Consider the following 22,655-nt stretch of genomic DNA (forward strand, 5'->3'; position numbering starts at 1 on the left):
AGGATTAAAGCCTAAATTACTCGAATAAATAACTTATTTTTGACAGTACAAAAAGCAAAACTTGTGAACAAAAATAAACTTAGAACCATCGCCATGATTCCGGCTAGGTTTGCGGCTACCCGTTTCCCGGGAAAATTAATGAAAGACTTGGAGGGAACCTCTGTTATTCTGCGAACCTATCAAGCAGCTGTTCAATCGGATCTCTTTGAAGCAGTGTATGTGGTTACAGATAGTACAATCATTTATGACGAAATAACCTCTAATGGAGGTGATGCCATTATGAGTATTAAAGAGCATGAATGCGGTAGTGATCGTATTGCAGAGGCTGTAGCAGATATGGACATAGATATTGTTGTAAATGTACAGGGGGATGAACCTTTTACAGATCGTGAAAGTCTAGAAAAAGTACTCAATGTTTTTTATGAAGATGACGCAGATAGAATCGATCTGGCCAGTGTAATGAAACCCATGACAGATTGGGATGATATTCTTAATCCCAATAGTGTAAAAGTTATTGTTGATAAAGATAATTATGCCTTGTACTTTTCAAGAGCACCCATTCCATATCCCAGAGATAAAGATGTAAACACAACATATTATAAGCATAAAGGTATTTATGCCTTTAGAAAAAAAGCTATTTTGGATTTTTATAACCTTCCTATGCGAACTCTTGAAGCTGCCGAAAAAGTAGAGTGTATTCGTTACTTGGAGTATGGTAAGAATATAAAAATGGTTATTACACATCATGAAGGTGTAGAAATTGATACCCCAGAAGATTTAGAAAAAGCAAAACGAATTATTAAAAAAGAAAATCTTTTGAGTACTACTATTAAAACCAAACCCAGTGCGAATACAGCAGTTCATAAGAACTTTCCGATGGTGCCACGCGTTGTTTTCGGAAACGGATCTTTTGAACAAATCGATACTATTTTATCCAACGAACGCAAAGGGTTGTCTCCTTTTGTATTTTTGATAGATAATGTTTTTGAGAATAATACAGCGCAGATAGCAGATCGTTTAGCCCTAGGCAATGGCGATAAAATTATATATGTATCTACAAAAGAAGAACCTAAAACCTCACAAGTAGATGCCTTAGTTCAAGAAATTAAAGAAAAATATATATTGCCAAGTGGTATTATTGGTATTGGTGGTGGATCGGTGTTAGATTTGGCAAAGGCCGTATCCATCATGCTAGCAAATCCTGGAAGTGCAGCAGATTATCAAGGCTGGGATTTAGTTAAGAATAAAGCTGTTTATCATGTTGGTGTTCCAACAATTTCGGGCACAGGAGCCGAGGTATCTCGTACTACAGTACTTACAGGTCCCGAACGTAAATTAGGTATAAATTCTGATTATACGCCTTTTGATCAAGTAATATTGGATCCCGAATTAATTAGAGATGTTCCTAAGGATCAATGGTTTTATACAGGTATGGATTGTTATATTCACTGTGTCGAATCATTAAATGGTACATATCTCAATGCTTTTAGCCAAAGTTATGGAGAGAAGGCACTGGATTTGTGCAAAGAAATTTTTTTAAATGGAACATTGGATAAAAATGAAGCAGATGCAAAATTAATGATGGCCTCATGGCATGGAGGAATGAGCATTGCCTATTCTCAAGTAGGTGTCGCACATGCTATGAGTTACGGGTTGGCTTATGTTTTAGGTACTAAACACGGAATTGGGAACTGTATTGTTTTTGATAAATTAGAAGCGTATTATCCTGAAGGTGTTGCGCTATTTAAAGAAATGAAAGCTGTTCATAATATCAATTTACCCACTGGTGTTTGTGCAAATGTTACCGAAGAACAATTAGATACAATGACCCAAGTAGCCTTGAGTCTTGATCCCTTATGGGAAAATGCGTTGGGATTGAACTGGAAGGATAAAGTTGATGCAAATGTACTAAAAGCCATATATCGTAAATTATAAGTTTAGTAAAACGGAAGAATAAAAGTCTATGAAAAAAGTTTCTTCATTTATTTACCATAAAATATTGGGCTGGAAGATTATAGGTGATTTTAGTGCAGATACTGTAAAAAAATGTGTCGTTATTGCAGTACCACATACCAGTTGGCATGATTTTTATATAGGTCTTTTATTGCGGCAGATCTGCGGAATAAAAATTAGTTTTATGGCCAAAAAAGAATTATTTAGATGGCCACTGGGAGTATATTTTAGAAAAGTAGGAGGGATTGCATTGGATCGAACACCCGGACAAAATAAGGTAGAAGCCATCGCAAAAGAATTTGAGAAGCGTGATGAGCTTCGTTTGACCTTGGCACCAGAGGGGACCCGAAAAAAAGTAACAGAATGGAAAACGGGTTTTTACTTTATTGCCAAAGCTGCAAATGTACCCATCATTATGGTTACCTTTGACTTTGAAAAAAAACAAAATCATATATCCAAACCATTTTACCCAACTGATGATATGGAAGAAGATTTGGCTTTGATGTATAAATTTTTTGAAGGGGTTCAAGGAAAAGTAAAGGCTTATAGTTTTGATCCAAATTAATATTGATTTTAAAAAATAAAAAAAGCGCAGAATCAATTGGATTCTGCGCTTTTTATTTTATAGCATGTGTTGTTATGCTGATTCTTCCATTGTGTGATACACATTTTGAACATCTTCGTCCTCTTCTATTTTTTCAAGAAGCTTTTCTACATCCGCGACTTGTTCCTCAGTTAATTTTTTAGTCACTTGCGGAATTCTCTCAAAACCAGAAGATAATATCTCAATCTCCCTGCGCTCTAGTTCTTTTTGGATCGCTCCAAAACTTTCAAACGGAGCATAAATTAAGATACCATCATCATCCTTAAAAACTTCTTCAGCACCAAAATCAATAAATTCTAATTCTAATTCTTCTGGATCGATACCATCGGCCGCAACTCTAAAGTTACACGTATGATCAAACATAAACTCTACAGAGCCAGAGGTACCCAAATTGCCATCACATTTGTTAAAATACGAACGTATGTTTGCTACAGTACGATTATTATTATCGGTAGCAGTTTCAACTAAAATAGCAATGCCATGGGGTGCATACCCTTCAAAAAGCACTTCTTTATAATCTCCTTGATCTTTATCAGAAGCTCTTTTGATAGCGCGTTCAACATTATCCTTTGGCATATTTACTGCCTTGGCATTTTGAATGACAGCACGTAATTTTGAATTAGAATCAGGATCTGGACCACCTTCTTTGACAGCCATTACAATATCTTTTCCAATACGTGTAAACGCTTTTGCCATAGCAGACCAACGTTTCATTTTTCGTGCTTTTCTAAATTCAAAAGCTCTTCCCATATGCTAAATTTTAATTAGTACTACAAACATAAGCAGAATGCTGTTTTTTAACAAGCGCTTATCAATGATTTTAACTATGCCTATTGCGTCTTTAAAAATGAATACTACTCTTATTCATCCCCTTCAATAATTTGATCAATAGTCTTTGCTAAAATGATATCTTTTTCGGTAACACCATTAGCATCATGGGTTGTGAGGGTGATCATTAACTTGTTATAGACATTGGACCAGTCGGGGTGGTGGTTTTGCGCTTCTGCTTCAAAAGCAATACGCGTCATTACAGAGAAAGCATCTTTAAAATCGTTAAACTCAAAAGTGGTATGAATAGCATTTTCATGATATTCCCATTCTTTTAAATCTTTTAAAGCATTTTTTATTTCTAATTCAGTCATCCTTATGTATATAATTAATTATTATAATCAGTTTAGTTTAAGTGTATCACGTAATCCGTTATATTGAGTACTGTTTTTACTCCAATAATCAGATTTGATAGTTTTAATGCGTTTGGCACTAGTAACTAATTTGGTAGGTGAATCATCTAAGCTGTAATGCTCAGTCCATGAATCTATTTGATGTGGAAATTTAGTATCAAAAGTAATGGATAAGCTTCTTTTAAGTTCTGGATAGGATAGTGTATATGTTGTTAAGCTATCTTCCTGTTTTAAATGGGTTGTCGCTGTATATGCTTTAATCTCTTTGTGAAACAATCTACAGTATTCAAAGGATGGAACTATTTGTCTTGTGCCTTGGGGTAGGCTCATAGGATCGATACGTAACTTGGTCCATAGTTCATTTTCTAACAATGTTTTTTCTATTTGATATGCTTGATCGCCTTCTCCTTGAAAATAGGAATGTGATATAATATCAAACTTTTCTTTAGAATTTAATTGTGCATATACTTGACCACACCATTCTTGTATAGAGCTAGTAACTTTAAGTGCATGTTGATTATTAGCTACAGGATAAAACGTACTCTGCATGATAGCATATGGATAAATGCCAGTAGTAAATTTTTTGGTAGCATTAAGTTTTAAAACCGATATATTCGAGGGTTTTTTTTGATTAGCTTTGACTTGAATGTCGGGTAAGAAATCCTCGGTAACATATATCAGCACGGCAGATCCTTTACGGAGTTCGCCATAGCGAACTTGGTTTAAGCTATAAGAAGTTATTTCGGCCTCACCTGCATACCAATAGTCTTTAAATTTCGTAGTAAGAGGTTTTTCCTCCCTTAAAGAGCTATTTTGAGGAGTTATTGAAGCTAGTTGGCTCTCATTTTTAATAGCTGAACCGTCATTACAGCTCATCAAAATTAAACCAATCCAGAGTAGAGTAGATACTCGCATGTGTATAGAGTTAAGAATTGAATTTCAAAATACGATAATCTTAGGATTTGGCAAGTTCAATTAACGTTTCATAAACCATATGGGTTGGTAATCCCATAACCGTAAAAAAACTTCCGGTTATCGAGGTGATTCCTACAAGCCCAATCCATTCTTGTATTCCGTAGGCACCTGCTTTATCAAGGGGTTTATACGTATTTACATAGTAGTCGATTTCTTGTTCGGTTAGTTTTTTAAAAGTAACCTGAGTAGCGTGATGAATAGTGCGAACCGTGTTAATCGTTTTAAAACATACCGAAGTAATCACCTCATGGGTTTGATTGGACATGGATCGTAGCATTTGCTTTGCTTCATCCAAATTTTTAGGTTTTCCTAGGGCTATTTCGTTATGCCAAACAATAGTATCACTCGTGATTACAATTTCATTTTTGGCTATATGATTAAATGCTTTCGCTTTTAATGCAGCCAGATAATTAGATATTTCTTCACGTTTAAGATGATTAGGGTAAACCTCTTCAACCTCTCTTACGTCAATTTTATAATCAATAGCAAGCTCTTTAAAAAACTGTTGTCTTCTTGGAGATCCAGAAGCAAGAATGATTGAATGATTATTTAAAAGTTGTTGTAGCATATTATAAAATAATAAATTGGTAAACAAATAACGAAAGAATAGTCATAAGAAGAATATATGTTAAGATCCAAACCAATTGTTCTAAACCTTTTTTGGATTCGATTAGCCAAGCTTTAATCATAACATATAATAAGGGAGCTATTAAGGTTAATAGTATTAAAAAAACGGCAAGTGTATTAGAAAAAAGATAGGTATACAAATAGTAAATTATACCTGCTATAGGAAATAAGGTAAGTACGCCAACTATCTTTAGTGTACGATCTCTACCCAATAGGATAGATACAGTTGCGACACCAGCACGATGATCTAAATCCATCGTGGTACAACCAACGATCATTTGTCTTATAACTACAATAAAAAATCCAAAAATTGCGTAATCAAACAATATAGAAAACATTACCCGTTGTAAAGCCTGATTTGTAGAGTTTAAAACTGGAATTAAATCAAAAATTCCAATAATAAGTATGGGTAGCATACTTAAAAAGCCTACTACTAATAAATTGGCGATAGCAATGGTTCTTAAGTAAATACTATAACTATATAGAACCCCAGAAGCAATAATAAAAATAGCAGCAAATCCGGGTTTACCTACAATGTTGGCTAAATAAAAACCGAGTCCAACGCCTATAACGTTAAGGAGTATAAATAATCGGTTACTCAAATGTTCTGAAAATACAGGGGTTTTGTAGCTCGAAGATTGAAATAATAGTGCGTTACCACCAGCAGCAATCGATAACGTAGCTATAAGTAAGAGCAAAAAACCATATTTATTAAGTGTAATAGCCACCCCAAAAGGCTCGAATAACCCAAATTTTACTACTATTTGAACTAACGCGATAAGAAGTAAATTTTTAACATTTAATAATTTTAAGTAGTCTCTCATGATGTTTATTTAAGTAGGGGGTTGTTGGTATATTACCTATGATGATAAGGCTCGTTTTTTAAAATTGTAAAAGCTCGGTAAATTTGTTCAATAAAGAATAAACGAATCATTTGATGAGAAAAAGTCATTTTGGATAATGAGAGTTTACCGTTGGCTCTCTCATAAATAGCATTACTAAAACCATAAGGGCCGCCTATAATAAAAACAAGTTGTTTGATGCCGCTATTCATATGCTTTTGCAAATATCCTGAAAATGCTATGGAACTGTAACTTTTACCACCTTCATCCAAAAGAATCAATGTATCACTAGATGTTACTTTATCTAGCAACAATAGTCCTTCTTTATCCTTTTGTTGAGTTTCGCTCAAATTTTTTACTTTTTTAAGATCAGGAATGATCTCCAAAGAAAACTTTACATAAAACCCTAAACGTTTTATATACTCTGATATTAATTGGTTTAATGCTGTATCATCTGTCTTGCCGATGGCCAAAATTTTAATTTGCATACTGTCTTTTAAGCAATAATCGATTATTTATATGAAACTTATGGTATCGTAAATATTATGAAAAACACGCATTAGAGCGCAGCTACTGTTCGTATCTTTTTTTACTTTAGCAAAAATAACTATTCATTATGATTAGCAAAGCGCAATTTGAGAAAGAAATCCAATTAATCATTAGTAATGCTATAAGAGAGGATGTTGGTGAGGGGGATCATAGTTCTTTGGCGTGTATCCCAGAATCTGCCAAGGGAAGAGCCAAACTGCTGGTAAAGGACGAAGGTATTCTTGCGGGCGTTGAGTTTGCGAAACAAGTTTTTAAATATGTTGATCCTACACTCAATGTAGAAGTATTACTACAAGATGGATCCAAAATTGCGTATGGTGATGTAGCTTTTTATGTAAGTGGTAGTTCACAATCAATCTTAAAATCAGAGCGTTTAGTTTTGAATGCTATGCAACGTATGAGTGCTATTGCAACAAAAACTAACGCATTCGTATCTTTATTAGAAGGAACAAAAACTAAGATTCTAGATACACGCAAAACTACACCTGGTATTAGAGCCTTAGAAAAATGGGCCGTTACTATAGGTGGGGGTGTTAATCATAGATTTGCATTGTATGATATGATAATGTTAAAAGACAATCATATTGATTTTGCTGGAGGAATAACAAAGGCAATAGCTTTAACTAAAGCATATCTACAAGAAAAAAATCTAGATCTCAAAATTATTGTAGAGGCCAGAGATTTAGATGAAATTGAAACAATTTTAAAGTCTGATGGCGTCTATAGGATTTTAATTGACAACTTTAATTATGAGGATACAAAAAAGGCAGTAAAACTAATTGGCAATAGGTGTTTGACAGAATCGAGTGGAGGTATTAATGAAAAGACGATTCGTAAATATGCAGAATGCGGAGTCGATTTTATTAGTAGTGGGGCGCTAACTCATTCGGTATACAATCTAGACCTTAGTTTGAAAGCTGTATAAATAACATATGTCAAAAACTGTAGAAGATAGATTAGAAAAATTACCGGGAATCAATTTTTTGGTCAAAACAGGTAAAAAGATTATTCTTCCTGGTTTTGAAGGATTATCACTCTATGACCTTTTTGAAATTTACTTTTTAGGAATTTTAAAAGGGACATTTTCTGCACGAGCTAGTGCTATCTCATGGAGTTTTTTTTTGTCGCTATTCCCATTTTTACTTTTTCTTTTAAACCTGATTCCTTATTTACAGATTGAAAATTTTCAGGAAAATCTGTTTGAATTTATCAATGGAGCATTACCAAGACAGTCTGCTATATTTTTTAAAAGTATTTTTGATGATATAGCTTCCAATCCAAGAGGAGGGTTGTTATCTACGGTATTTATACTTTCTCTTTTTTTAATGACAAATGGAATTAATGCTGTTTTTTCTGGATTTGAATATTCATATCATGTTACATTGAATCGTAGTTTTGTAAGACAGTATTTAGTTGCTTTAGGAGTATCTTTAATAGTGGCATTATTGTTGTTAGTTACTGTAGTAGGAACACTTTATCTAACCTATATGGTAGATAATTTAAGTAGATTAGGAATGGTAAACGATACATTATTTTGGTTGACGATTGGTAAGTACTCTTTATTAGTGAGCATGATTTTTTTGATCATAGCCACACTGTTTTATTATGGAACTACCGAAGGAAAAATGAATAGATTCTTTTCTCCAGGTGCATTTTTAACAACAATACTTATCATTATTACAACCTATTTATTTGGTGTGTATATCGATAACTTTTCCAACTATAATCAGCTATACGGCTCTATTGGTGCTATGTTGATTTTGATGATTTATATATGGCTTAATGCAAATCTTTTACTTCTAGGTTTTGAGCTTAACGCATCTTTGATTAAATTACGTAAGAATTTTTAATATTTATATATACTTAAACATGAAAAAAGTTACTATCCTTTTAGTTTTATTTTTATCCTTTACTTATACCAATGCACAAATTAGCGTTGGTGACGCCACATTACCCGAAAAAGTAACTTTTAATAATGAAGAATTAGTTATGAACGGAGCAGGACTCCGTGAAAAATTCTTTTTTGATATTTATGCAGGAGCACTCTACGTTAAGAAAAAGAATAAATCAGCTGCAAGTATCGCGAGCGCTGATGAGACTATGGCGATTAAATTATATATCTTATCAGGTATGATGTCGCGCAGTAAAATGGAAGATGCTTTAAGAGAGGGGTTTGATAGAGCAACGAACAGTAATACCAAAGCATTAGATGCGAGAATAGACAAATTTGTTGGTTTCGTATCAGATGAGATAGAGGTGGGGCAGACTTATGATCTGGTTTATGAACAAGGAAAAGGAAGCGTCATTTATAAAAATGGACAAGAAAAAGGTTTTGTGGAAGGATTAGATTTTAAAAAAGCATTATTTGATATATGGATCGGACAAAAACCAGCAGACAAAGGTTTGAAAGCTGAACTTTTGGGAGTTTTTTAACCCCTTTATGCTGCTTAGTCACCTAAACCTAGTTGATTATAAGCATCTGTCGTAGCTCCGATTCTCGTATATCTGTTTAAACATTTTGTATAATACCCCCAATAAATTTAAAATTAGTATGAAAAAAATTACTCTTTTGATTGTTGCATTGGTATCATTATCAAATGCTACAGCACAAATTAAAATCGGAAAAGCTATTTTGCCTTATGAAGAAACAAGGGGCGATGTAACCCTTAAATTAAATGGGGCAGGTATGCGTGAAATGCTATGGATTGATCTATACGCTGGAGGACTCTATTTGCAAAACAAGACGAAGGATCCCAAAGTTGTTTTAGATTTGGATGAAACCATGTCAATTAAATTAAACATCGTATCTGGTTTTGTAACGCAAGAAAAAATGATCAAAGCAGTACAAGAAGGTTTTGAGAAAGCAACCTTTGGTAATACAAAACCTCTGGAAGATAGAATCAATAAGTTTATAAAATTCTTTAATGAAGCGATCGTCAAGAACGATGTTTTTGATTTAGTTTATTTCAAAGATGTAGGTGTAAAAGCGTATAAGAATGGGAAAGAACTTGGAGTCGTAGAAGGAAGAGATTTTAAATATGCGTTGTTTAAAATATGGTTAGGAGATGAGCCTGCTAGCGAGGGTGTTAAAAACGGAATGCTAGGTTTACAATAAACGCTATATAATTTATAAAGTTTAAAACGATCTAATTTACTTTAGATCGTTTTTTATATTTTGATATTTCAGTATCTTTTCCCTTTAAATATAAAACAACTTCAATACGATGCATTATAAAACATTCATTTTCTTTTTTCTAACAATCCTTACCGCGACTTCACAATCTTCTATCATAGGAAAATGGAGAACTATTGATGATCAATCAGGTCAGGCAAGATCTATTGTTGAAATTTATAAAAAAGGAGATCAGTTATATGGAAAAATTGATCGTGTTTTAAAAGAATCTGACCGCTCAAAGACTTGTATTTATTGTAGTGGAAGCGACTATAATAAACCAATAGAAGGTCTGGAAATTATTAAAGGCATGAAAAAAGACGGCAGTACCTATGAGGATGGTACAATTACTGATCCCGAAAATGGTAAAACCTATCGTTGTAAACTTTGGATTGATGAGGAAGATCCAACCATCTTAAATGTTCGTGGTTATATAGCCTTTTTCTACAGAACACAGCAATGGCAACGATTATAATACTATACTAAATCTTTTTGCTCAAAGGTTTTAAATTTTAACAAAGCTACCTACCTTTACCAATAAGATGGTTAATAAATCTTTTTTACCTGCGTATGTTATTTTTTGTTGATGTAATTCTCCCTATTCCCGTTTCTAATAATTTTACGTATCAAGTTTCACAAAAAGAGTTTAATTTTTTGAAATTAGGTATGCGTGTAGGCGTGCAATTTGGTAAAAGTAAAATCTATGCAGCCCTCGTGGTTAGTAAACATAATAATGCTCCGCAGGTTTATGAAGCCAAAGAGATTGAACATATTTTGGATGATAAACCTATCGTCACAGAGAAACAATTGAAATTATGGAAATGGATTGCCGAATATTATATGTGCGCTCCAGGCGAAGTGATGCGTGCTGCGCTGCCTAGTGCTTTTTTATTAGAAAGTGAGACGCTAGTGCTAAAAAACGATAAATTTATTGGTGACGAAAAAGAATTAAACGATAATGAATTTTTGATTTATGAAGCATTACAGTATCAAAGTTTGCTCAAAATTGATGAAATTGTAAAAATTACAGGTAAAAAAACGGTACTTCCTTTGATTAATGGTTTAATAGAAAAGGGGGTGGTGCTTATAAAAGAAGAAATGTATGAACAATATAAGCCAAAACTTGTAAAATTTGTTCGTTTACAAAGTAAATATGAGGACGAAACAATACTTAGGAATTTGCTGGATCAACTGTCTACGGCTCCTAAGCAACGAGAAATTATTTTAAATTTATTTTCTCTTACAGCAAAAACCAACAAACCAATAAAATTAAAAGAATTATTGCAGAAAGCGAGTACAACAGTTACGGTTGTAAAAAGCTTAGTAAAAAAAGAAGTTTTAGATATTTATGAGTTACGTCAAGATAGAATATCCTATGAGGAAGAAGATCAAAAATCAATTAAAAAACTAAGCGCATCACAAAATCAAGCTTTTGAAGCAATCAAAAAAGAGTTTACAACTAAATCGGTTTGTTTACTTCATGGAGTTACATCATCTGGGAAAACCGAGGTATATGTAAAATTAATAAAAGAAGAATTAGCTAAAGGAAAACAAGTACTATATCTACTACCAGAAATAGCCTTAACAACTCAATTAATAACTAGATTACAAAACTTTTTTGGTACTTCTTTAAGTGTTTACCATTCCAAATTTACAGTTCACGAGCGCATAGAAGTTTGGCATAATGTGAAGAATAATTCCGAAAAGGCAAAAGTGATAATTGGTGCACGCTCATCTATATTTTTGCCCTTTGCAGATCTTGGATTAATTATAGTAGATGAGGAGCATGAAACCAGTTTTAAACAGCATGATCCAGCACCACGATATCACGCTAGGGACACAGCTATTGTTATAGGGCAAATTTTTAAAGCTAAAATAGTATTGGGTTCTGCAACTCCTTCAATAGAAACATATTATAATGCTTTACAGCAAAAATATGGCTTGGTTATCTTGGATAGAAGGTATGGGGATGTTTTAATGCCAGAAATGAACTTAGTAGATCTAAAAGTCAAATATAAGAAAAAACAAATGACAGGGCATTTTAGTGATACACTAATTAATGCAATAGAACATACATTAAACGATGGATTTCAAGTCATTTTATTTCAAAATAGACGAGGGTATTCACCCGTGGTTGAATGTAATACCTGTGGGCATTCTCCACAATGTCCCAATTGTGATGTGAGTCTCACATTTCATAATTTCAAAAATCAATTGCGATGTCATTATTGTGGCTATCATATGGCAATGCTACTGCAATGTTTAGCATGTGGCAGTTCAGAATTATCTACAAAAGGCTTTGGAACCGAGCAAATAGAAAAAGAATTACAAGAAGTATTTCCCGAGCGTGTCATTGCCAGAATGGATCAAGATACTACCAGAGGTAAACATGGCTACCAAAAAATTATTACACGTTTTGAACAAGAAGAAATAGATGTTTTGGTGGGAACGCAAATGCTATCCAAAGGTTTGGATTTTAGAAAAGTACAATTAGTTGGTATTATGAACGCCGATAACTTACTTAATTTTCCTGACTTCAGGGCTTATGAAAGAAGTTTTCAATTAATTCAACAAGTAGCGGGTAGGGCAGGAAGAACTAAGCAAAGGGGAAAAGTACTTATTCAAACCTACAATCCATATCATCAGATATTACAGCAAGTGACAGTCAATGATTATAGTAATATGTATCGCGATCAAATAGAAGAACGTAAACAATATAAGTATCCCCCGTTTTATAGACTTATTAAAATTACAGCTAGACATAAAGATTATAATCGTGTTAATACCAGTATGCAGTGGTTGGGAACATCGTTAACGACTATATTTAAAGAAAATGTTTTAGGTCCCGAGTTTCCACCAATAGCAAGAATAAGAAATCAGTATCATAAACATGTTTTGATAAAAATCCCATCGGGTCAATCTCTACAAAAAACTAAAAGTGTACTTCAAAAAGTACTGATAACCTTTCAAAGCATCAAAGAATTCTCTGGAGTACGTTTAATTATAAATGTAGACGTATACTAATATTACTATTAAGCAAAAGTATATTAAATATAGTTGAATTAGGCTAAAAAAAAATTAACCGTTTAAAGCTTCTATAAGTGAATGCTTTTTATGTCTACTTAAAGGTATTTTCTCATCAGCAATTTCGATATTTCTAGAATTGTACCGTTCTACCTTATCCAAATTTACAATATACGATTTGTGAATTCTTAAAAATCGTTCACTAGGTAACTCTGCTTCAAATGATTTCATAGTTGCAAGTACGACGATTGGATCACCGTCTTCCATGATGAGTTTAACGTAATCACCAAGAGCTTCAACATATTTTAGTTGACTCAAATAAATTTTACGCTTTTTAAGATTGCTTTTTACAAAAATATAATCATCATCTTCGACCACAGCTTGCTCAGTATTGATACGAGTCATACTTAAAGCTTTTTCTACAGCTGCATTAAAACGATCCTTTTTTAAAGGTTTACGCAAGTAATCCACCGCATCATAATCAAAAGCTTTAAAGGCATACTTTGTTTTACCTGTAACAAATATTATATGAGGTTTGTTTTCTAAATCATCAAGTAGATCGAAACCAGTTAGAATAGGCATTTCAATATCAAGAAACAAAAGGTCTACAGTTATATCTAATAAACCATTTTTTGTTTCGATAGCATTGTTCCATTCTGCTACCAATTCTAGTGAAGGATGTTCATCTATCAGTTTAACGATAGCAAGTCTCTGAAGGCGCGAGTCGTCTACAACAGCGCATTTTAATTGGGTTTGTTCCACTTGTCTTAGTTAATTTCAATACAATATTAAGCAATATATCTTATTTGGGCAAACAATTCTCGCATTTAACCGATAAAAAGAGTGTTTCATCGAAGTGCAAAAATTGTTTGAATATATTAAAAATAACCTTACTTTTGCAGCAAATTAATTAAAACATATTTTTATGAATCATTATGAAACTGTTTTCATCTTGAATCCCGTTTTATCTGATGAACAGATAAAGGAAACAGTTAAGAAGTACGAAGATATTCTTATTTCTAACGGCGCCAAGATGATATCAAAAGAGGACTGGGGGCTTAAAAAGCTTGCTTACGCTATTCAACACAAGAAAAGTGGTTTTTATCACTTATTTGAATATACTGTACCAGGTGAGGCTATCAATACTCTGGAAGTTGAGTATAGAAGAGATGAGCGTGTAATGCGTTATTTGACTGTACGTCTAGACAAGCATGCAATTGCTTGGGCTGAAAAAGAAGAAATAGAAACAAACAAAAAGCGTAATTCGTATGGCATCTATAGAACAACAAGCTAAAGGAAAGAAGGACGGAGAAATTAGATATCTTACTCCTCTTAATATAGATACAACAAAAGCTAAAAAATATTGTCGTTTCAAAAAATCTGGTATCAAGTATATCGATTATAAAGATCCAGACTTTTTAATGGCTTTTGTAAATGAACAAGGTAAACTTTTACCTCGTAGATTAACTGGTACTTCTTTGAAATATCAGCGTAAAGTAAGTGTAGCAGTAAAAAGAGCTCGTCATTTGGCATTAATGCCTTATGTTGGAGATTTATTAAAATAAAAATCGTCATAACATTATGGAACTTATATTAAAGAAAGACGTTGAGAATCTAGGATTCGTTGACGATATAGTAGAAGTGAAAAATGGTTATGGTCGTAACTATTTAATACCTCAAGGTTTGGCTGTTTTAGCTACTCCTTCATCAAGAAAAGTACTTTCTGAAACGTTAAAGCAACGTGCATTTAAAGAAAAGAAAGAAGTTGAAGAAGCAGAGAAAATTGCTAAAAAATTAGGAAATCTTGAAGTAAAACTAACTGCAAAAGTTGGTGGAGGAGATAAATTGTTTGGATCTATTTCTAACGCTGATGTTGCAGAAGCTTTTGCAAAAGAAGGAATAGATATAGAAAAGAAATTTATTACCATACCAGGGGGTACTATAAAACGACTTGGTCAATATGAAGCTGCTGTGCGATTGCATAGAGCTGTAATAACATCGGTAGCTTTTGAAGTAATTCCTCAAGCATAAATTACTTGAAATATCAAAATCACATATCAAAAAATCGCTCGTTAGAGCGATTTTTTGTGTTTTAATTATAGGCTATTATTTAATTTATTAATTTTTCACATGAAGAAGGGGATCATTTTATTTGTTTTGTTATTTGGAATTGTTACGACGCTAAGTGCGCAGGTAACTACGTCCAATATATCGGGTGTTGTTTACGATAATGCTAAGCAACTTTTACCTGGCGCCAATATTACTGTACAACACATGCCTACGGGGACTAACTATGGCGGTGTTACTAACTTTGATGGGAGATTTAATCTCATCAATATGCGTGTTGGAGGTCCATATCAAATTACAGTTAGTTATATAGGGTTTCAAAAGCAAACTATAACTGATGTATATCTTCAATTAGGTGAGACTTCTAACTTTGATATTTATTTGGTAGAAGATAGTAACCAATTAGAAGAGGTTGTCATCACGTCTAATAAAAATGCAACCTTTAGTAGCGAACGTACGGGTGCAGAAACAAGTGTTGGACGACGTGAGTTAACTACCTTACCAACTATTTCTAGATCTGCTGCAGATTTTACACGATTAGAGCCAACTGCTAGCGGTAATTCTTTTGGAGGTCGCAATGATCAGTATAATAATTTTAGTCTAGACGGTGCAGTTTTTAATAATCCATTTGGATTGGATGCAGCCACACCTGGTGGGCAAACAGATTCTCAACCCATATCGCTAGATGCCATAGAGCAAATCCAAGTTTCTACCGCACCTTATGACGTTACCTTATCTGGTTTTACAGGAGCTTCTGTAAATGCGGTTACCAAGAGTGGTACAAATGAATTTAAAGGTACAGCATACGGTTTCTTTAGAAATGAAGACCTAACGGGCGGCGAAGTAAAAGGAAATGAAGTTTTTAAAGCAGATTTAGAGCAAATACAATATGGTTTTAGTATTGGGGGACCAATTATCAAAAATAAGTTATTCTTTTTTGCTAATGCAGAGAGAGATCAAAGAACAGATTTAGGGTCATCTTGGGTTCCAAATACAAACAGTGGCGCAGTAAATGAGTCTAGAGTGTTAGAATCTGATTTAATAGCAGTGAGCAATGCATTACAATCTTTAGGTTACGATCCAGGTGCATTTAGAGGGTTCACTTATGATTCTGAATCTACAAAGGGAATTTTTAAATTAGATTGGAATATCAATGATAAGCACCGTGCAGCGCTAATTTATAATTTCTTAACGGCTTCGAAGGAAAAGCCAGCACATCCAACAGCTTTAGGTATTAGGGGACCAAATTTTCAAACATTACAATTTGAAAATTCTGGATATGAAATTAATAACCGTATTAACTCGTTTCAATTAGAGGTAAATTCTACTTTTTCAAATAGAGTTTCTAATAAATTTCAAGCAGGCTATACACATTTTGATGATTTTAGAAATCCGTTATCAAGTCCAGCTCCAACGATTACAATACAAGATGGAAGTAGATCCAATTATATCATTGCTGGACACGAGCCTTTCTCCATTAATAATAAATTAGATCAAAAAGTGATTCAGGCAACTAATAACTTGACCATTTTTATTGGGGATCATACAATTACAGCAGGAGCTTCTTTTGAAATGTTTCGATTTAAGAATTCTTTCAACTTAGCCGGGTATGGTGGCCGTGGAGTTTTCTTTCCAACATCTGATAATGTTCAGGATTTTATAGATGAAGTTAATGATCCTAATGGACAAATACGAACGGATTTTATAGATGCTCAGAATGCATTTATAAATAATAATGCGGCAGGTGAGGGTAATGATGGAGGATGGAAATTGGCAGAGTTAAATGTTGGTCAACTAGCGGTTTACTTGCAGGAAGAGTGGAATTTAACCGAGGATTTTAAACTTAGTTATGGACTGCGAGTGGATAAGCCTTTATATTTTGATACGTCTGACCTGATTCAGAAATATATAGATACAGATAATGGTGCCAGTCGAGATGAGAGTCTTACTTATTTTAACCCTCAGACGAGAAGCGAAGTGAATTTGAGTTCTACTACGTTACCAACAGATCGTTTGTTATTATCACCTCGCTTAGGATTTAATTACGATGTTTTAGGTGATAAAACACTACAGCTGCGAGGAGGTACAGGTATTTTTACTGGACGTTTACCTTTTGTATGGATAGGAAATCAAGTGAGTGGAGCAGACGATGGTTTTTTTCAGTTGGTAGATCCAAATTTTCAATTTCCTCAAGTATGGAGATCTAGTTTTGGTACAGACTATAAACTAAAAAATGGCATAATTTTAACCGGAGATTTTTCGTATACTGAAGATATTAACGCAGCCCACGTACAAAATTGGGGGTTGAGAACTCCTACTGATAGATTACAGGGTGTTGACAATCGACTAATTTATGGAGATGCCGATAGGGGTGTGAATAACGCATACGTCTTGACCAATTCAAGCAAAGGAAGAGTGATAAGTGCTTCTTTTAAAGCAGCAAAAAACTTTAAAAATAATTTATATGCAAGCGTTGCCTATAGTTATTTGGACTCTAAAGATGTGAACTCGATTGAAGCAGAAATTACTGGAGATGCCTTTGCGTTTAATCCAGCCTTGGGTAACGTAAACAATGATGTGTTGGCTAATTCTAAATATGGAGATCGTCATCGTATTATTGCGGTAGCTTCTAAAAAATGGAGCTATGGTGATGGTAAATATGCAACAACTATTTCGGGATTTGCTGAGTTTGCTGAAGGTGGTCGTTTTAATTATACTTATGCAGGTGATATAAATAAGGATGCTACCCCGACTTTTTTAGCCTCTACAGTTAATGATCTAATCTATATTCCTACTGCATCTGAAGTTCAACAAATGAACTTTAGTGGTCCTGGACAAGCAGCAGCTTTTGAACAATACATTAGACAAGATGAGTATTTAAGTGATAATCGTGGTGAGTATGCAGAGCGTTATGCTGCGTTAGCTCCGTGGAGAAACAAAATCGATTTTAAGTTTTTACAAGATTTCAATATCAACCTAGGAGAACGTACCAATACAATTCAATTGAGCGTAGATATTCTTAATGTAGGTAATATGATCAACTCTGATTGGGGATTAGTACAACAGCCTAACAATGTCCAAATTTTGGGAGTTACTGTAGATGAAGCTAATCAACCAACTTATACTTTTGATCCTAACTTAACTGAAACTTTTGGATATGATGCTTCGCTACAATCTAGATGGCAAGCGCAAGTAGGATTAAGATATATTTTCTAAAAACATTTAACTAAAGTGTGGATTAAAATCCGTTCCCAATACTTTGGGAACGGATTTTTAACTGAAATGAGTAAAAGTAGTATCATGAAGTATACAAGATTAACAAAAGAACAATTAGAAGAATTACATCCAGAATTTATAAATTTTCTGGCTACACAATCTATTACTGCAGAGGAGTGGAAAGAAATTAAAACAAACCGTCCTGAAGTTGCTGAAGAAGAGATTGATGTTTTTAGTGATTTGGTATGGGAAGGGGTGTTGGAAAAAGCAACGTTCTTAGAACATTTTTCAAAAGATCAAATACATCTTTTTAAATTGTTACCTAATGAAATGCGATTAATTGCTATAAAAGTTGAAAATAACACTATAGACATAACTACACAAGAAGGCTATGATTGGCTTCGACAAAATTTATTAGATGACAGTGTACTGTTTTATAATGCAACTAAGTCCTATAGCGAAGATAAAAACTTGGATAAATTTAAGATCATTCAGCAAGGTGCATCTATAACAAAAGGTGATTTGTATCGCTATTTCGAAAAAATAATGGATCATAAAAATAATGACTAAGCAAAGTGCTTAGTAGATAATTAGGGATAATTACCATTTTAGACTATAAATTTATATCTTCGGCAAAACCGAAAATTAAGTAAGATCGCACTATGAAAAAATTGGCACTGCATTGGCAAATATTAATTGGAATGGTAGCAGGAGTAATCTCTGCAATAATTTTATCAAAATTTAGTTGGGGAGCAGATTTTATTGGTGATTGGATAAAACCTTTTGGAACCATATTTATAAATGCACTCAAACTTATAGCTGTACCGTTAATTTTAGCTTCCTTAATTAAAGGGGTTTCCGATTTAAAAGATATTTCTAAACTTTCCAAGATGGGTGGAAGAACGATCGGAACCTATATCATAACAACCATTATAGCGGTTAGTATAGGATTATTGGTCGTTAATGTTGTAAAACCAGGAAGTGCTATTACCGAAGAAACAAGAACAGAACTAATAGAAAGTTATAAAGGTGACGCAGATAGCAAGATTGCAGATGCTCAAAAACAAAAAAACGCAGGACCTTTACAAGCGTTAGTAGATCTGGTACCTAGTAACATTTTTAATGCAGCAGGAGATAATCGTAATATGTTACAAGTTATTTTCTTTGCCATATTTTTTGGTATTGGACTAATTTTAATTCCCGAAGAACGTTCAAAACCCGTAAAAGCATTTTTTGATGGATTTAATGAAGTGATTCTTAAGCTAATTGATTTAATAATGTTGGTTGCACCCTACGGTGTATTTGCGTTGCTGGCTGCCTTGGTTGTTGAATCACCAAGTACCGACCTTTTTGCTGCGCTAGCCATGTATGCGTTTTGTGTTGTTTTAGGCCTTCTTATCATGATTGGTGTATATATTTTGATTGTTTGGATATTTACAAAGCGTTCTCCTTTATTCTTTATTAATGGTATTTCGCCTGCTCAACTCTTGGCGTTTTCTACAAGTTCAAGTGCGGCGACTTTACCAGTAACCATGGAGCGAGTAGAGGAACACTTAGGTGTAGAGAAAGAAGTGACCAGTTTTGTATTGCCTATTGGAGCTACTATTAATATGGACGGAACAAGTTTGTACCAAGCAGTAGCGGCAGTTTTTATTGCACAGGCTTTTGGTATGGATCTAAGTTTAGGTGCACAATTAGGAATAATAGCGACAGCAACGCTGGCTTCTATTGGATCTGCAGCGGTTCCTGGAGCTGGTATGGTAATGCTTGTTATTGTATTGGCTCAAGCAGGTATTCCTGAAGCTGGGTTAGCTTTAATCTTTGCAGTCGATAGACCTTTGGATATGTGTAGAACTACAGTAAACGTCACAGGAGATGCTGCAGTTTCTATGATCGTAGCAAAAAGTGTTGATAAATTAGGGCATCCTAAAGTGAAAAACTGGGACGATACTTACAAACGTGATTAGTTATAATTTTATGTCTTATAGAATATGAAGATGCTGTAAGATTTCCGAAAATGACATTACTATAGTTTTGAGGAATAATCCTTCATTAAAAGGGGCTTTTACCCCTTACACAGTTGTAATATTGATAATATATTTGAATAACACAAATCAAAAATCAATATAAGGCGTATGAAACGATTATTGCTACCAATCGCTTTACTATCATTTGCAGTTATTTGCTTAAGTATAGTACACTTAAATAATATTAGAAAATTAGATAAGGAATCTAACGAGCTAAGAGAGAAACAATTTCAACTTGATCAAGATCTCTTTATAGAATCAGAGAGTGAGGAGGAGACTAATGCCAAATGAAGAGTTAATGATTCGCTTATGCCTGATCAATAAATAAACTTTTTAATTCTGGAGTAGGGATCTGGCAATTATCTTTTTTGCCAAACCAGCGATATCTATTTTTTGCAACGATATCGTATATCCAATCTCTAAATTGTTTTGGAAATATCAAAAATATCGATAATACTGAATAGATACCACTTAGATGTTTTGCAATTTCTAAAGCTGCGGTGGATTTATGATAATAAGCGATATTAGGTTCCACTAATATAATAGAATCTAATTTGGAAGTATCCAAATTTCTTTCTTTTAGAAATTCTTGTCCTATTTTACTTTGCAATGAAGCATATCTAAAAACCTTTTTTTTGTCATGAGCAATTACAAAGTTTATAGCGCTGTTGCAGAGATTACAAACACCATCAAATAGAATCAATTTGGTTCCAGCAGGTATAGCTATATTCATAGTTTAGTATCTAGCTTATTGTATTTTTAATAATTAGCGATATTCAGGATTTTCAAAATTCCATCGCGTGCCATCATCCCATGCTGTACGCGAATTTCCATATTTCGGGTAGCCATCGGCGGTTTTTAATAATTTTGCCAAGTGCATTAAATTATAAGACATAAAGGTAGTGTTTCGGTTCGTAAATTCGTTGTTTTTTGCTCCCGATTCCTTATCCAAATAACTAGGACCTGGACCTACTTCACCTATCCAACCACTATCTGCTTGTGGTGGGATACTATATCCTATGTGTTGTAAAGAATACAAAATGCCCATAGCACAATGTTTAACACCATCTTCATTTCCAGTAATTATACAGCCTCCAACCTTCCCATAGTAAATATATTGACCTTTACTATTTTTTTGCCCACTCATGCCATACAAACGTTCAATAATTTTTGTACAAACAGAAGAGCGTTCACCCAACCATATTGGAGTACCTAATAGTAAGATATCGGCTGCCATTACTTTTTCAAATAATTGAGGCCAAGCATCAACCTCCGCACCCTCCTTGGTCATATCTGGTAATACCCCATAAGGGATATCGTAGTCAACAGCGCGTATAGTCTCTACATTTACACCTTCTTTTTCCAATATAGTTTTTGATACATCTAGTAAACCTTGCGTATGGCTTTGTCTAGGGGATTTTTTGAGTGTACAGTTGATATACAAGGCTCTTAGTTCAGAAAAATCTATAGGCTCCATAATTCTTTTTTTAAAGTTATGAAAATTTATAGGTATGTATAAGAGGATCTTTAATTTTAGTTAATTCTTAACGTTACTGTAGAATCACTGAATTTATTACTTCTTGGGTTGAAATTTGTAAGTTTTTAGGCAATACATTATCCTTAGGTAAAACTGCTAGATATCTATCATTGTTTGAGTCATAGACTTGCTTAAAGATCGGTTCGGTTAAATGTAGTATATCGCAAATTTCTTTGATTAAATCAAAATGATAATACAAGTCAATGCTTCCTAAATGAAAAATTCCTTTTTTATTTCTATTAATTATATAATGAATTTGTTGTGTTAATTTTGATATAGAGGTAGCATTCAAAATAACATTAGGAAAAATTTCTATAGGTGCGCGTAGGCTATGTAAAGTTTTTATTTCTTGAATTCTTGGAGTATTAGCTCCAAATACCATAGGTACGCGTGCAATTACATATTTATGGGCTGGGAGTCGCATCAATGCGTTTTCTATCTTTATTTTAAATCGCCCATAGACGCTATCACTTAGCGTTTTATCATATTCATAAGAAGGGTAGTTACTAAATGCGTCAAATACGTTGGCACTCGAAAAAAAGATTAATTTACTTGGATGGGTTTTTATCCAATTAATAATGCGTTGATGTGCATCTAACTGAGTGTTAAAATTACCTCTTGTAGTCGATACAATATACGTTGGTTGTAAATTGTCTAGAAGAATTGTTATATCTTCTAATTCCATATCATATTGAAAAAATTTAGTATTTTTTTCTAATATAGCATTATCCGTTCGATACGTTGCATAGGTATCAAAATAGGAATTAAGCTCTTTGTAGAGGGCATTTCCAATAAATCCACTACCTCCTATAATTAAAATCTTTTTCAAATACGCTGTAGTTTAAAATAATTAAGTTTCAGAATTGACATAATGACAACGC

At 33.6% G+C, this 22,655-nt stretch carries 24 protein-coding genes and 2 pseudogenes; 16 read left to right on the top strand and 10 right to left on the bottom strand.

Features of this window, described 5'->3' with window-relative positions; genetic code table 11:
- Positions 1-93: 93 nt before the first annotated feature.
- From kdsB to ACE939_RS05130, 3 genes and pseudogenes are all read left to right on the top strand, one after another.
- A pseudogene (kdsB, locus tag ACE939_RS05120) lies at positions 94-804 on the top strand (3-deoxy-manno-octulosonate cytidylyltransferase); the annotation flags it as partial.
- Positions 805-897: 93 nt separating this feature from the next.
- A pseudogene (locus ACE939_RS05125) lies at positions 898-1,935 on the top strand (iron-containing alcohol dehydrogenase family protein); the annotation flags it as partial.
- A 28-nt stretch (positions 1,936-1,963) separates the two neighbouring features.
- Complete coding sequence (locus ACE939_RS05130; protein ID WP_378187741.1) at positions 1,964-2,518, top strand: 1-acyl-sn-glycerol-3-phosphate acyltransferase; 555 nt, start codon at positions 1,964-1,966, stop codon at positions 2,516-2,518.
- A 72-nt stretch (positions 2,519-2,590) separates the two neighbouring features.
- Here the strand turns inward: ACE939_RS05130 and ACE939_RS05135 are convergent, their stop codons facing one another.
- The 6 genes from ACE939_RS05135 to rlmH all read right to left on the bottom strand — a co-directional run bounded on the left by ACE939_RS05135 (position 2,591) and on the right by rlmH (position 6,670).
- Positions 2,591-3,307 (bottom strand): YebC/PmpR family DNA-binding transcriptional regulator, encoded by a 717-nt coding sequence (locus ACE939_RS05135; RefSeq protein ID WP_378187742.1) that lies wholly within the window; start codon positions 3,305-3,307, stop codon positions 2,591-2,593.
- A gap of 110 nt (positions 3,308-3,417) precedes the next feature.
- A complete protein-coding gene (locus ACE939_RS05140) occupies positions 3,418-3,699 on the bottom strand; it encodes a 4a-hydroxytetrahydrobiopterin dehydratase (protein WP_378187743.1) in 282 nt (93 codons plus the stop codon).
- Between the two features lie 27 nt (positions 3,700-3,726).
- Positions 3,727-4,653, bottom strand: a complete 927-nt coding sequence (locus tag ACE939_RS05145) for a septum formation inhibitor Maf (RefSeq protein WP_378187745.1) — start codon at positions 4,651-4,653, stop codon at positions 3,727-3,729.
- Between the two features lie 40 nt (positions 4,654-4,693).
- On the bottom strand, positions 4,694-5,281 hold the full coding sequence (locus tag ACE939_RS05150) for a Maf-like protein (protein WP_378187746.1): 588 nt from the start codon (positions 5,279-5,281) through the stop codon (positions 4,694-4,696).
- Position 5,282: 1 nt separating this feature from the next.
- Complete coding sequence (locus ACE939_RS05155; RefSeq protein ID WP_378187747.1) at positions 5,283-6,164, bottom strand: prenyltransferase; 882 nt, start codon at positions 6,162-6,164, stop codon at positions 5,283-5,285.
- Between the two features lie 32 nt (positions 6,165-6,196).
- Entirely contained in the window at positions 6,197-6,670 is a 474-nt protein-coding gene (rlmH, locus tag ACE939_RS05160; RefSeq protein ID WP_378187748.1) for a 23S rRNA (pseudouridine(1915)-N(3))-methyltransferase RlmH, read from the bottom strand.
- A gap of 128 nt (positions 6,671-6,798) precedes the next feature.
- On the opposite strand from rlmH, the gene nadC reads away from it, so the two are divergent.
- From nadC to priA, 6 genes are all read left to right on the top strand, one after another.
- On the top strand, positions 6,799-7,656 hold the full coding sequence (nadC, locus tag ACE939_RS05165; protein ID WP_378187750.1) for a carboxylating nicotinate-nucleotide diphosphorylase: 858 nt from the start codon (positions 6,799-6,801) through the stop codon (positions 7,654-7,656).
- A gap of 7 nt (positions 7,657-7,663) precedes the next feature.
- Complete coding sequence (locus ACE939_RS05170) at positions 7,664-8,581, top strand: YihY/virulence factor BrkB family protein (protein ID WP_378187751.1); 918 nt, start codon at positions 7,664-7,666, stop codon at positions 8,579-8,581.
- A gap of 19 nt (positions 8,582-8,600) precedes the next feature.
- Positions 8,601-9,164, top strand: a complete 564-nt coding sequence (locus ACE939_RS05175; RefSeq protein WP_378187752.1) for a chalcone isomerase family protein — start codon at positions 8,601-8,603, stop codon at positions 9,162-9,164.
- Between the two features lie 118 nt (positions 9,165-9,282).
- The gene (locus ACE939_RS05180) at positions 9,283-9,846 is read left to right on the top strand and encodes a chalcone isomerase family protein (protein WP_378187753.1); all 564 of its coding nucleotides are present in this window, start codon (positions 9,283-9,285) and stop codon (positions 9,844-9,846) included.
- A 109-nt stretch (positions 9,847-9,955) separates the two neighbouring features.
- Positions 9,956-10,378, top strand: a complete 423-nt coding sequence (locus ACE939_RS05185; protein WP_378187754.1) for a DUF2147 domain-containing protein — start codon at positions 9,956-9,958, stop codon at positions 10,376-10,378.
- A 95-nt stretch (positions 10,379-10,473) separates the two neighbouring features.
- Positions 10,474-12,927, top strand: coding sequence for a primosomal protein N' (gene priA, locus ACE939_RS05190; RefSeq protein WP_378187755.1), 2,454 nt, complete (start codon positions 10,474-10,476; stop codon positions 12,925-12,927).
- Between the two features lie 54 nt (positions 12,928-12,981).
- Here priA and ACE939_RS05195 read toward each other — a convergent pair whose 3' ends face one another.
- Entirely contained in the window at positions 12,982-13,689 is a 708-nt protein-coding gene (locus ACE939_RS05195; RefSeq protein ID WP_378187756.1) for a LytR/AlgR family response regulator transcription factor, read from the bottom strand.
- Positions 13,690-13,852: 163 nt separating this feature from the next.
- Here ACE939_RS05195 and rpsF point away from each other — a divergent pair, with 163 nt between their 5' ends.
- The 7 genes from rpsF to ACE939_RS05230 all read left to right on the top strand — a co-directional run bounded on the left by rpsF (position 13,853) and on the right by ACE939_RS05230 (position 20,528).
- On the top strand, positions 13,853-14,221 hold the full coding sequence (gene rpsF / locus ACE939_RS05200; RefSeq protein WP_378187757.1) for a 30S ribosomal protein S6: 369 nt from the start codon (positions 13,853-13,855) through the stop codon (positions 14,219-14,221).
- Positions 14,196-14,492 (top strand): 30S ribosomal protein S18, encoded by a 297-nt coding sequence (gene rpsR, locus ACE939_RS05205; protein WP_148783354.1) that lies wholly within the window; start codon positions 14,196-14,198, stop codon positions 14,490-14,492. The genes rpsF and rpsR overlap by 26 nt, the downstream gene beginning before the upstream one ends.
- 16 nt (positions 14,493-14,508) lie before the next feature.
- The gene (gene rplI / locus ACE939_RS05210) at positions 14,509-14,958 is read left to right on the top strand and encodes a 50S ribosomal protein L9 (RefSeq protein ID WP_378187758.1); all 450 of its coding nucleotides are present in this window, start codon (positions 14,509-14,511) and stop codon (positions 14,956-14,958) included.
- A 99-nt stretch (positions 14,959-15,057) separates the two neighbouring features.
- Positions 15,058-18,210: a carboxypeptidase regulatory-like domain-containing protein gene (locus ACE939_RS05215; protein WP_378187760.1), complete on the top strand. Its 3,153-nt coding sequence runs from the start codon at positions 15,058-15,060 to the stop codon at positions 18,208-18,210.
- An 84-nt stretch (positions 18,211-18,294) separates the two neighbouring features.
- Positions 18,295-18,780 (top strand): DUF6495 family protein, encoded by a 486-nt coding sequence (locus ACE939_RS05220; protein ID WP_378187761.1) that lies wholly within the window; start codon positions 18,295-18,297, stop codon positions 18,778-18,780.
- A gap of 92 nt (positions 18,781-18,872) precedes the next feature.
- The gene (locus ACE939_RS05225) at positions 18,873-20,177 is read left to right on the top strand and encodes a dicarboxylate/amino acid:cation symporter (RefSeq protein ID WP_378187763.1); all 1,305 of its coding nucleotides are present in this window, start codon (positions 18,873-18,875) and stop codon (positions 20,175-20,177) included.
- Positions 20,178-20,345: 168 nt separating this feature from the next.
- Positions 20,346-20,528, top strand: a complete 183-nt coding sequence (locus ACE939_RS05230) for a hypothetical protein (RefSeq protein ID WP_378187764.1) — start codon at positions 20,346-20,348, stop codon at positions 20,526-20,528.
- A gap of 16 nt (positions 20,529-20,544) precedes the next feature.
- Here the strand turns inward: ACE939_RS05230 and ACE939_RS05235 are convergent, their stop codons facing one another.
- The 3 genes from ACE939_RS05235 to ACE939_RS05245 all read right to left on the bottom strand — a co-directional run bounded on the left by ACE939_RS05235 (position 20,545) and on the right by ACE939_RS05245 (position 22,603).
- Positions 20,545-20,970 carry a thiol-disulfide oxidoreductase DCC family protein gene (locus ACE939_RS05235; protein ID WP_378187765.1) on the bottom strand — a complete coding sequence of 142 codons (426 nt, stop codon included), beginning with the start codon at positions 20,968-20,970 and terminating at the stop codon, positions 20,545-20,547.
- Between the two features lie 33 nt (positions 20,971-21,003).
- Positions 21,004-21,714: a flavodoxin family protein gene (locus tag ACE939_RS05240; protein ID WP_378187767.1), complete on the bottom strand. Its 711-nt coding sequence runs from the start codon at positions 21,712-21,714 to the stop codon at positions 21,004-21,006.
- Between the two features lie 73 nt (positions 21,715-21,787).
- Positions 21,788-22,603, bottom strand: a complete 816-nt coding sequence (locus tag ACE939_RS05245; RefSeq protein WP_378187769.1) for a sugar nucleotide-binding protein — start codon at positions 22,601-22,603, stop codon at positions 21,788-21,790.
- Between the last annotated feature and the right edge of the window lie 52 nt (positions 22,604-22,655).

The sequence above is a fragment of the Aquimarina rhodophyticola genome, from assembly GCF_042434915.1.
Classification (GTDB): domain Bacteria; phylum Bacteroidota; class Bacteroidia; order Flavobacteriales; family Flavobacteriaceae; genus Aquimarina.

Excerpts from the sequence above, each read along its gene's own strand:
- ACE939_RS05130 (WP_378187741.1), top strand. The coding sequence starts at position 1,964 with ATGAAAAAAGTTTCTTCATTTATTTACCATAAAATATTGGGCTGGAAG.
- ACE939_RS05135 (WP_378187742.1), bottom strand. The coding sequence starts at position 3,307 with ATGGGAAGAGCTTTTGAATTTAGAAAAGCACGAAAAATGAAACGTTGG.
- ACE939_RS05140 (WP_378187743.1), bottom strand. The coding sequence starts at position 3,699 with ATGACTGAATTAGAAATAAAAAATGCTTTAAAAGATTTAAAAGAATGG.
- ACE939_RS05145 (WP_378187745.1), bottom strand. The coding sequence starts at position 4,653 with ATGCGAGTATCTACTCTACTCTGGATTGGTTTAATTTTGATGAGCTGT.
- ACE939_RS05150 (WP_378187746.1), bottom strand. The coding sequence starts at position 5,281 with ATGCTACAACAACTTTTAAATAATCATTCAATCATTCTTGCTTCTGGA.
- ACE939_RS05155 (WP_378187747.1), bottom strand. The coding sequence starts at position 6,164 with ATGAGAGACTACTTAAAATTATTAAATGTTAAAAATTTACTTCTTATC.
- rlmH (WP_378187748.1), bottom strand. The coding sequence starts at position 6,670 with ATGCAAATTAAAATTTTGGCCATCGGCAAGACAGATGATACAGCATTA.
- nadC (WP_378187750.1), top strand. The coding sequence starts at position 6,799 with ATGATTAGCAAAGCGCAATTTGAGAAAGAAATCCAATTAATCATTAGT.
- ACE939_RS05170 (WP_378187751.1), top strand. The coding sequence starts at position 7,664 with ATGTCAAAAACTGTAGAAGATAGATTAGAAAAATTACCGGGAATCAAT.
- ACE939_RS05175 (WP_378187752.1), top strand. The coding sequence starts at position 8,601 with ATGAAAAAAGTTACTATCCTTTTAGTTTTATTTTTATCCTTTACTTAT.
- ACE939_RS05180 (WP_378187753.1), top strand. The coding sequence starts at position 9,283 with ATGAAAAAAATTACTCTTTTGATTGTTGCATTGGTATCATTATCAAAT.
- ACE939_RS05185 (WP_378187754.1), top strand. The coding sequence starts at position 9,956 with ATGCATTATAAAACATTCATTTTCTTTTTTCTAACAATCCTTACCGCG.
- priA (WP_378187755.1), top strand. The coding sequence starts at position 10,474 with ATGTTATTTTTTGTTGATGTAATTCTCCCTATTCCCGTTTCTAATAAT.
- rpsF (WP_378187757.1), top strand. The coding sequence starts at position 13,853 with ATGAATCATTATGAAACTGTTTTCATCTTGAATCCCGTTTTATCTGAT.
- rpsR (WP_148783354.1), top strand. The coding sequence starts at position 14,196 with ATGGCATCTATAGAACAACAAGCTAAAGGAAAGAAGGACGGAGAAATT.
- rplI (WP_378187758.1), top strand. The coding sequence starts at position 14,509 with ATGGAACTTATATTAAAGAAAGACGTTGAGAATCTAGGATTCGTTGAC.
- ACE939_RS05215 (WP_378187760.1), top strand. The coding sequence starts at position 15,058 with ATGAAGAAGGGGATCATTTTATTTGTTTTGTTATTTGGAATTGTTACG.
- ACE939_RS05220 (WP_378187761.1), top strand. The coding sequence starts at position 18,295 with ATGAAGTATACAAGATTAACAAAAGAACAATTAGAAGAATTACATCCA.
- ACE939_RS05225 (WP_378187763.1), top strand. The coding sequence starts at position 18,873 with ATGAAAAAATTGGCACTGCATTGGCAAATATTAATTGGAATGGTAGCA.
- ACE939_RS05230 (WP_378187764.1), top strand. The coding sequence starts at position 20,346 with ATGAAACGATTATTGCTACCAATCGCTTTACTATCATTTGCAGTTATT.
- ACE939_RS05235 (WP_378187765.1), bottom strand. The coding sequence starts at position 20,970 with ATGAATATAGCTATACCTGCTGGAACCAAATTGATTCTATTTGATGGT.
- ACE939_RS05240 (WP_378187767.1), bottom strand. The coding sequence starts at position 21,714 with ATGGAGCCTATAGATTTTTCTGAACTAAGAGCCTTGTATATCAACTGT.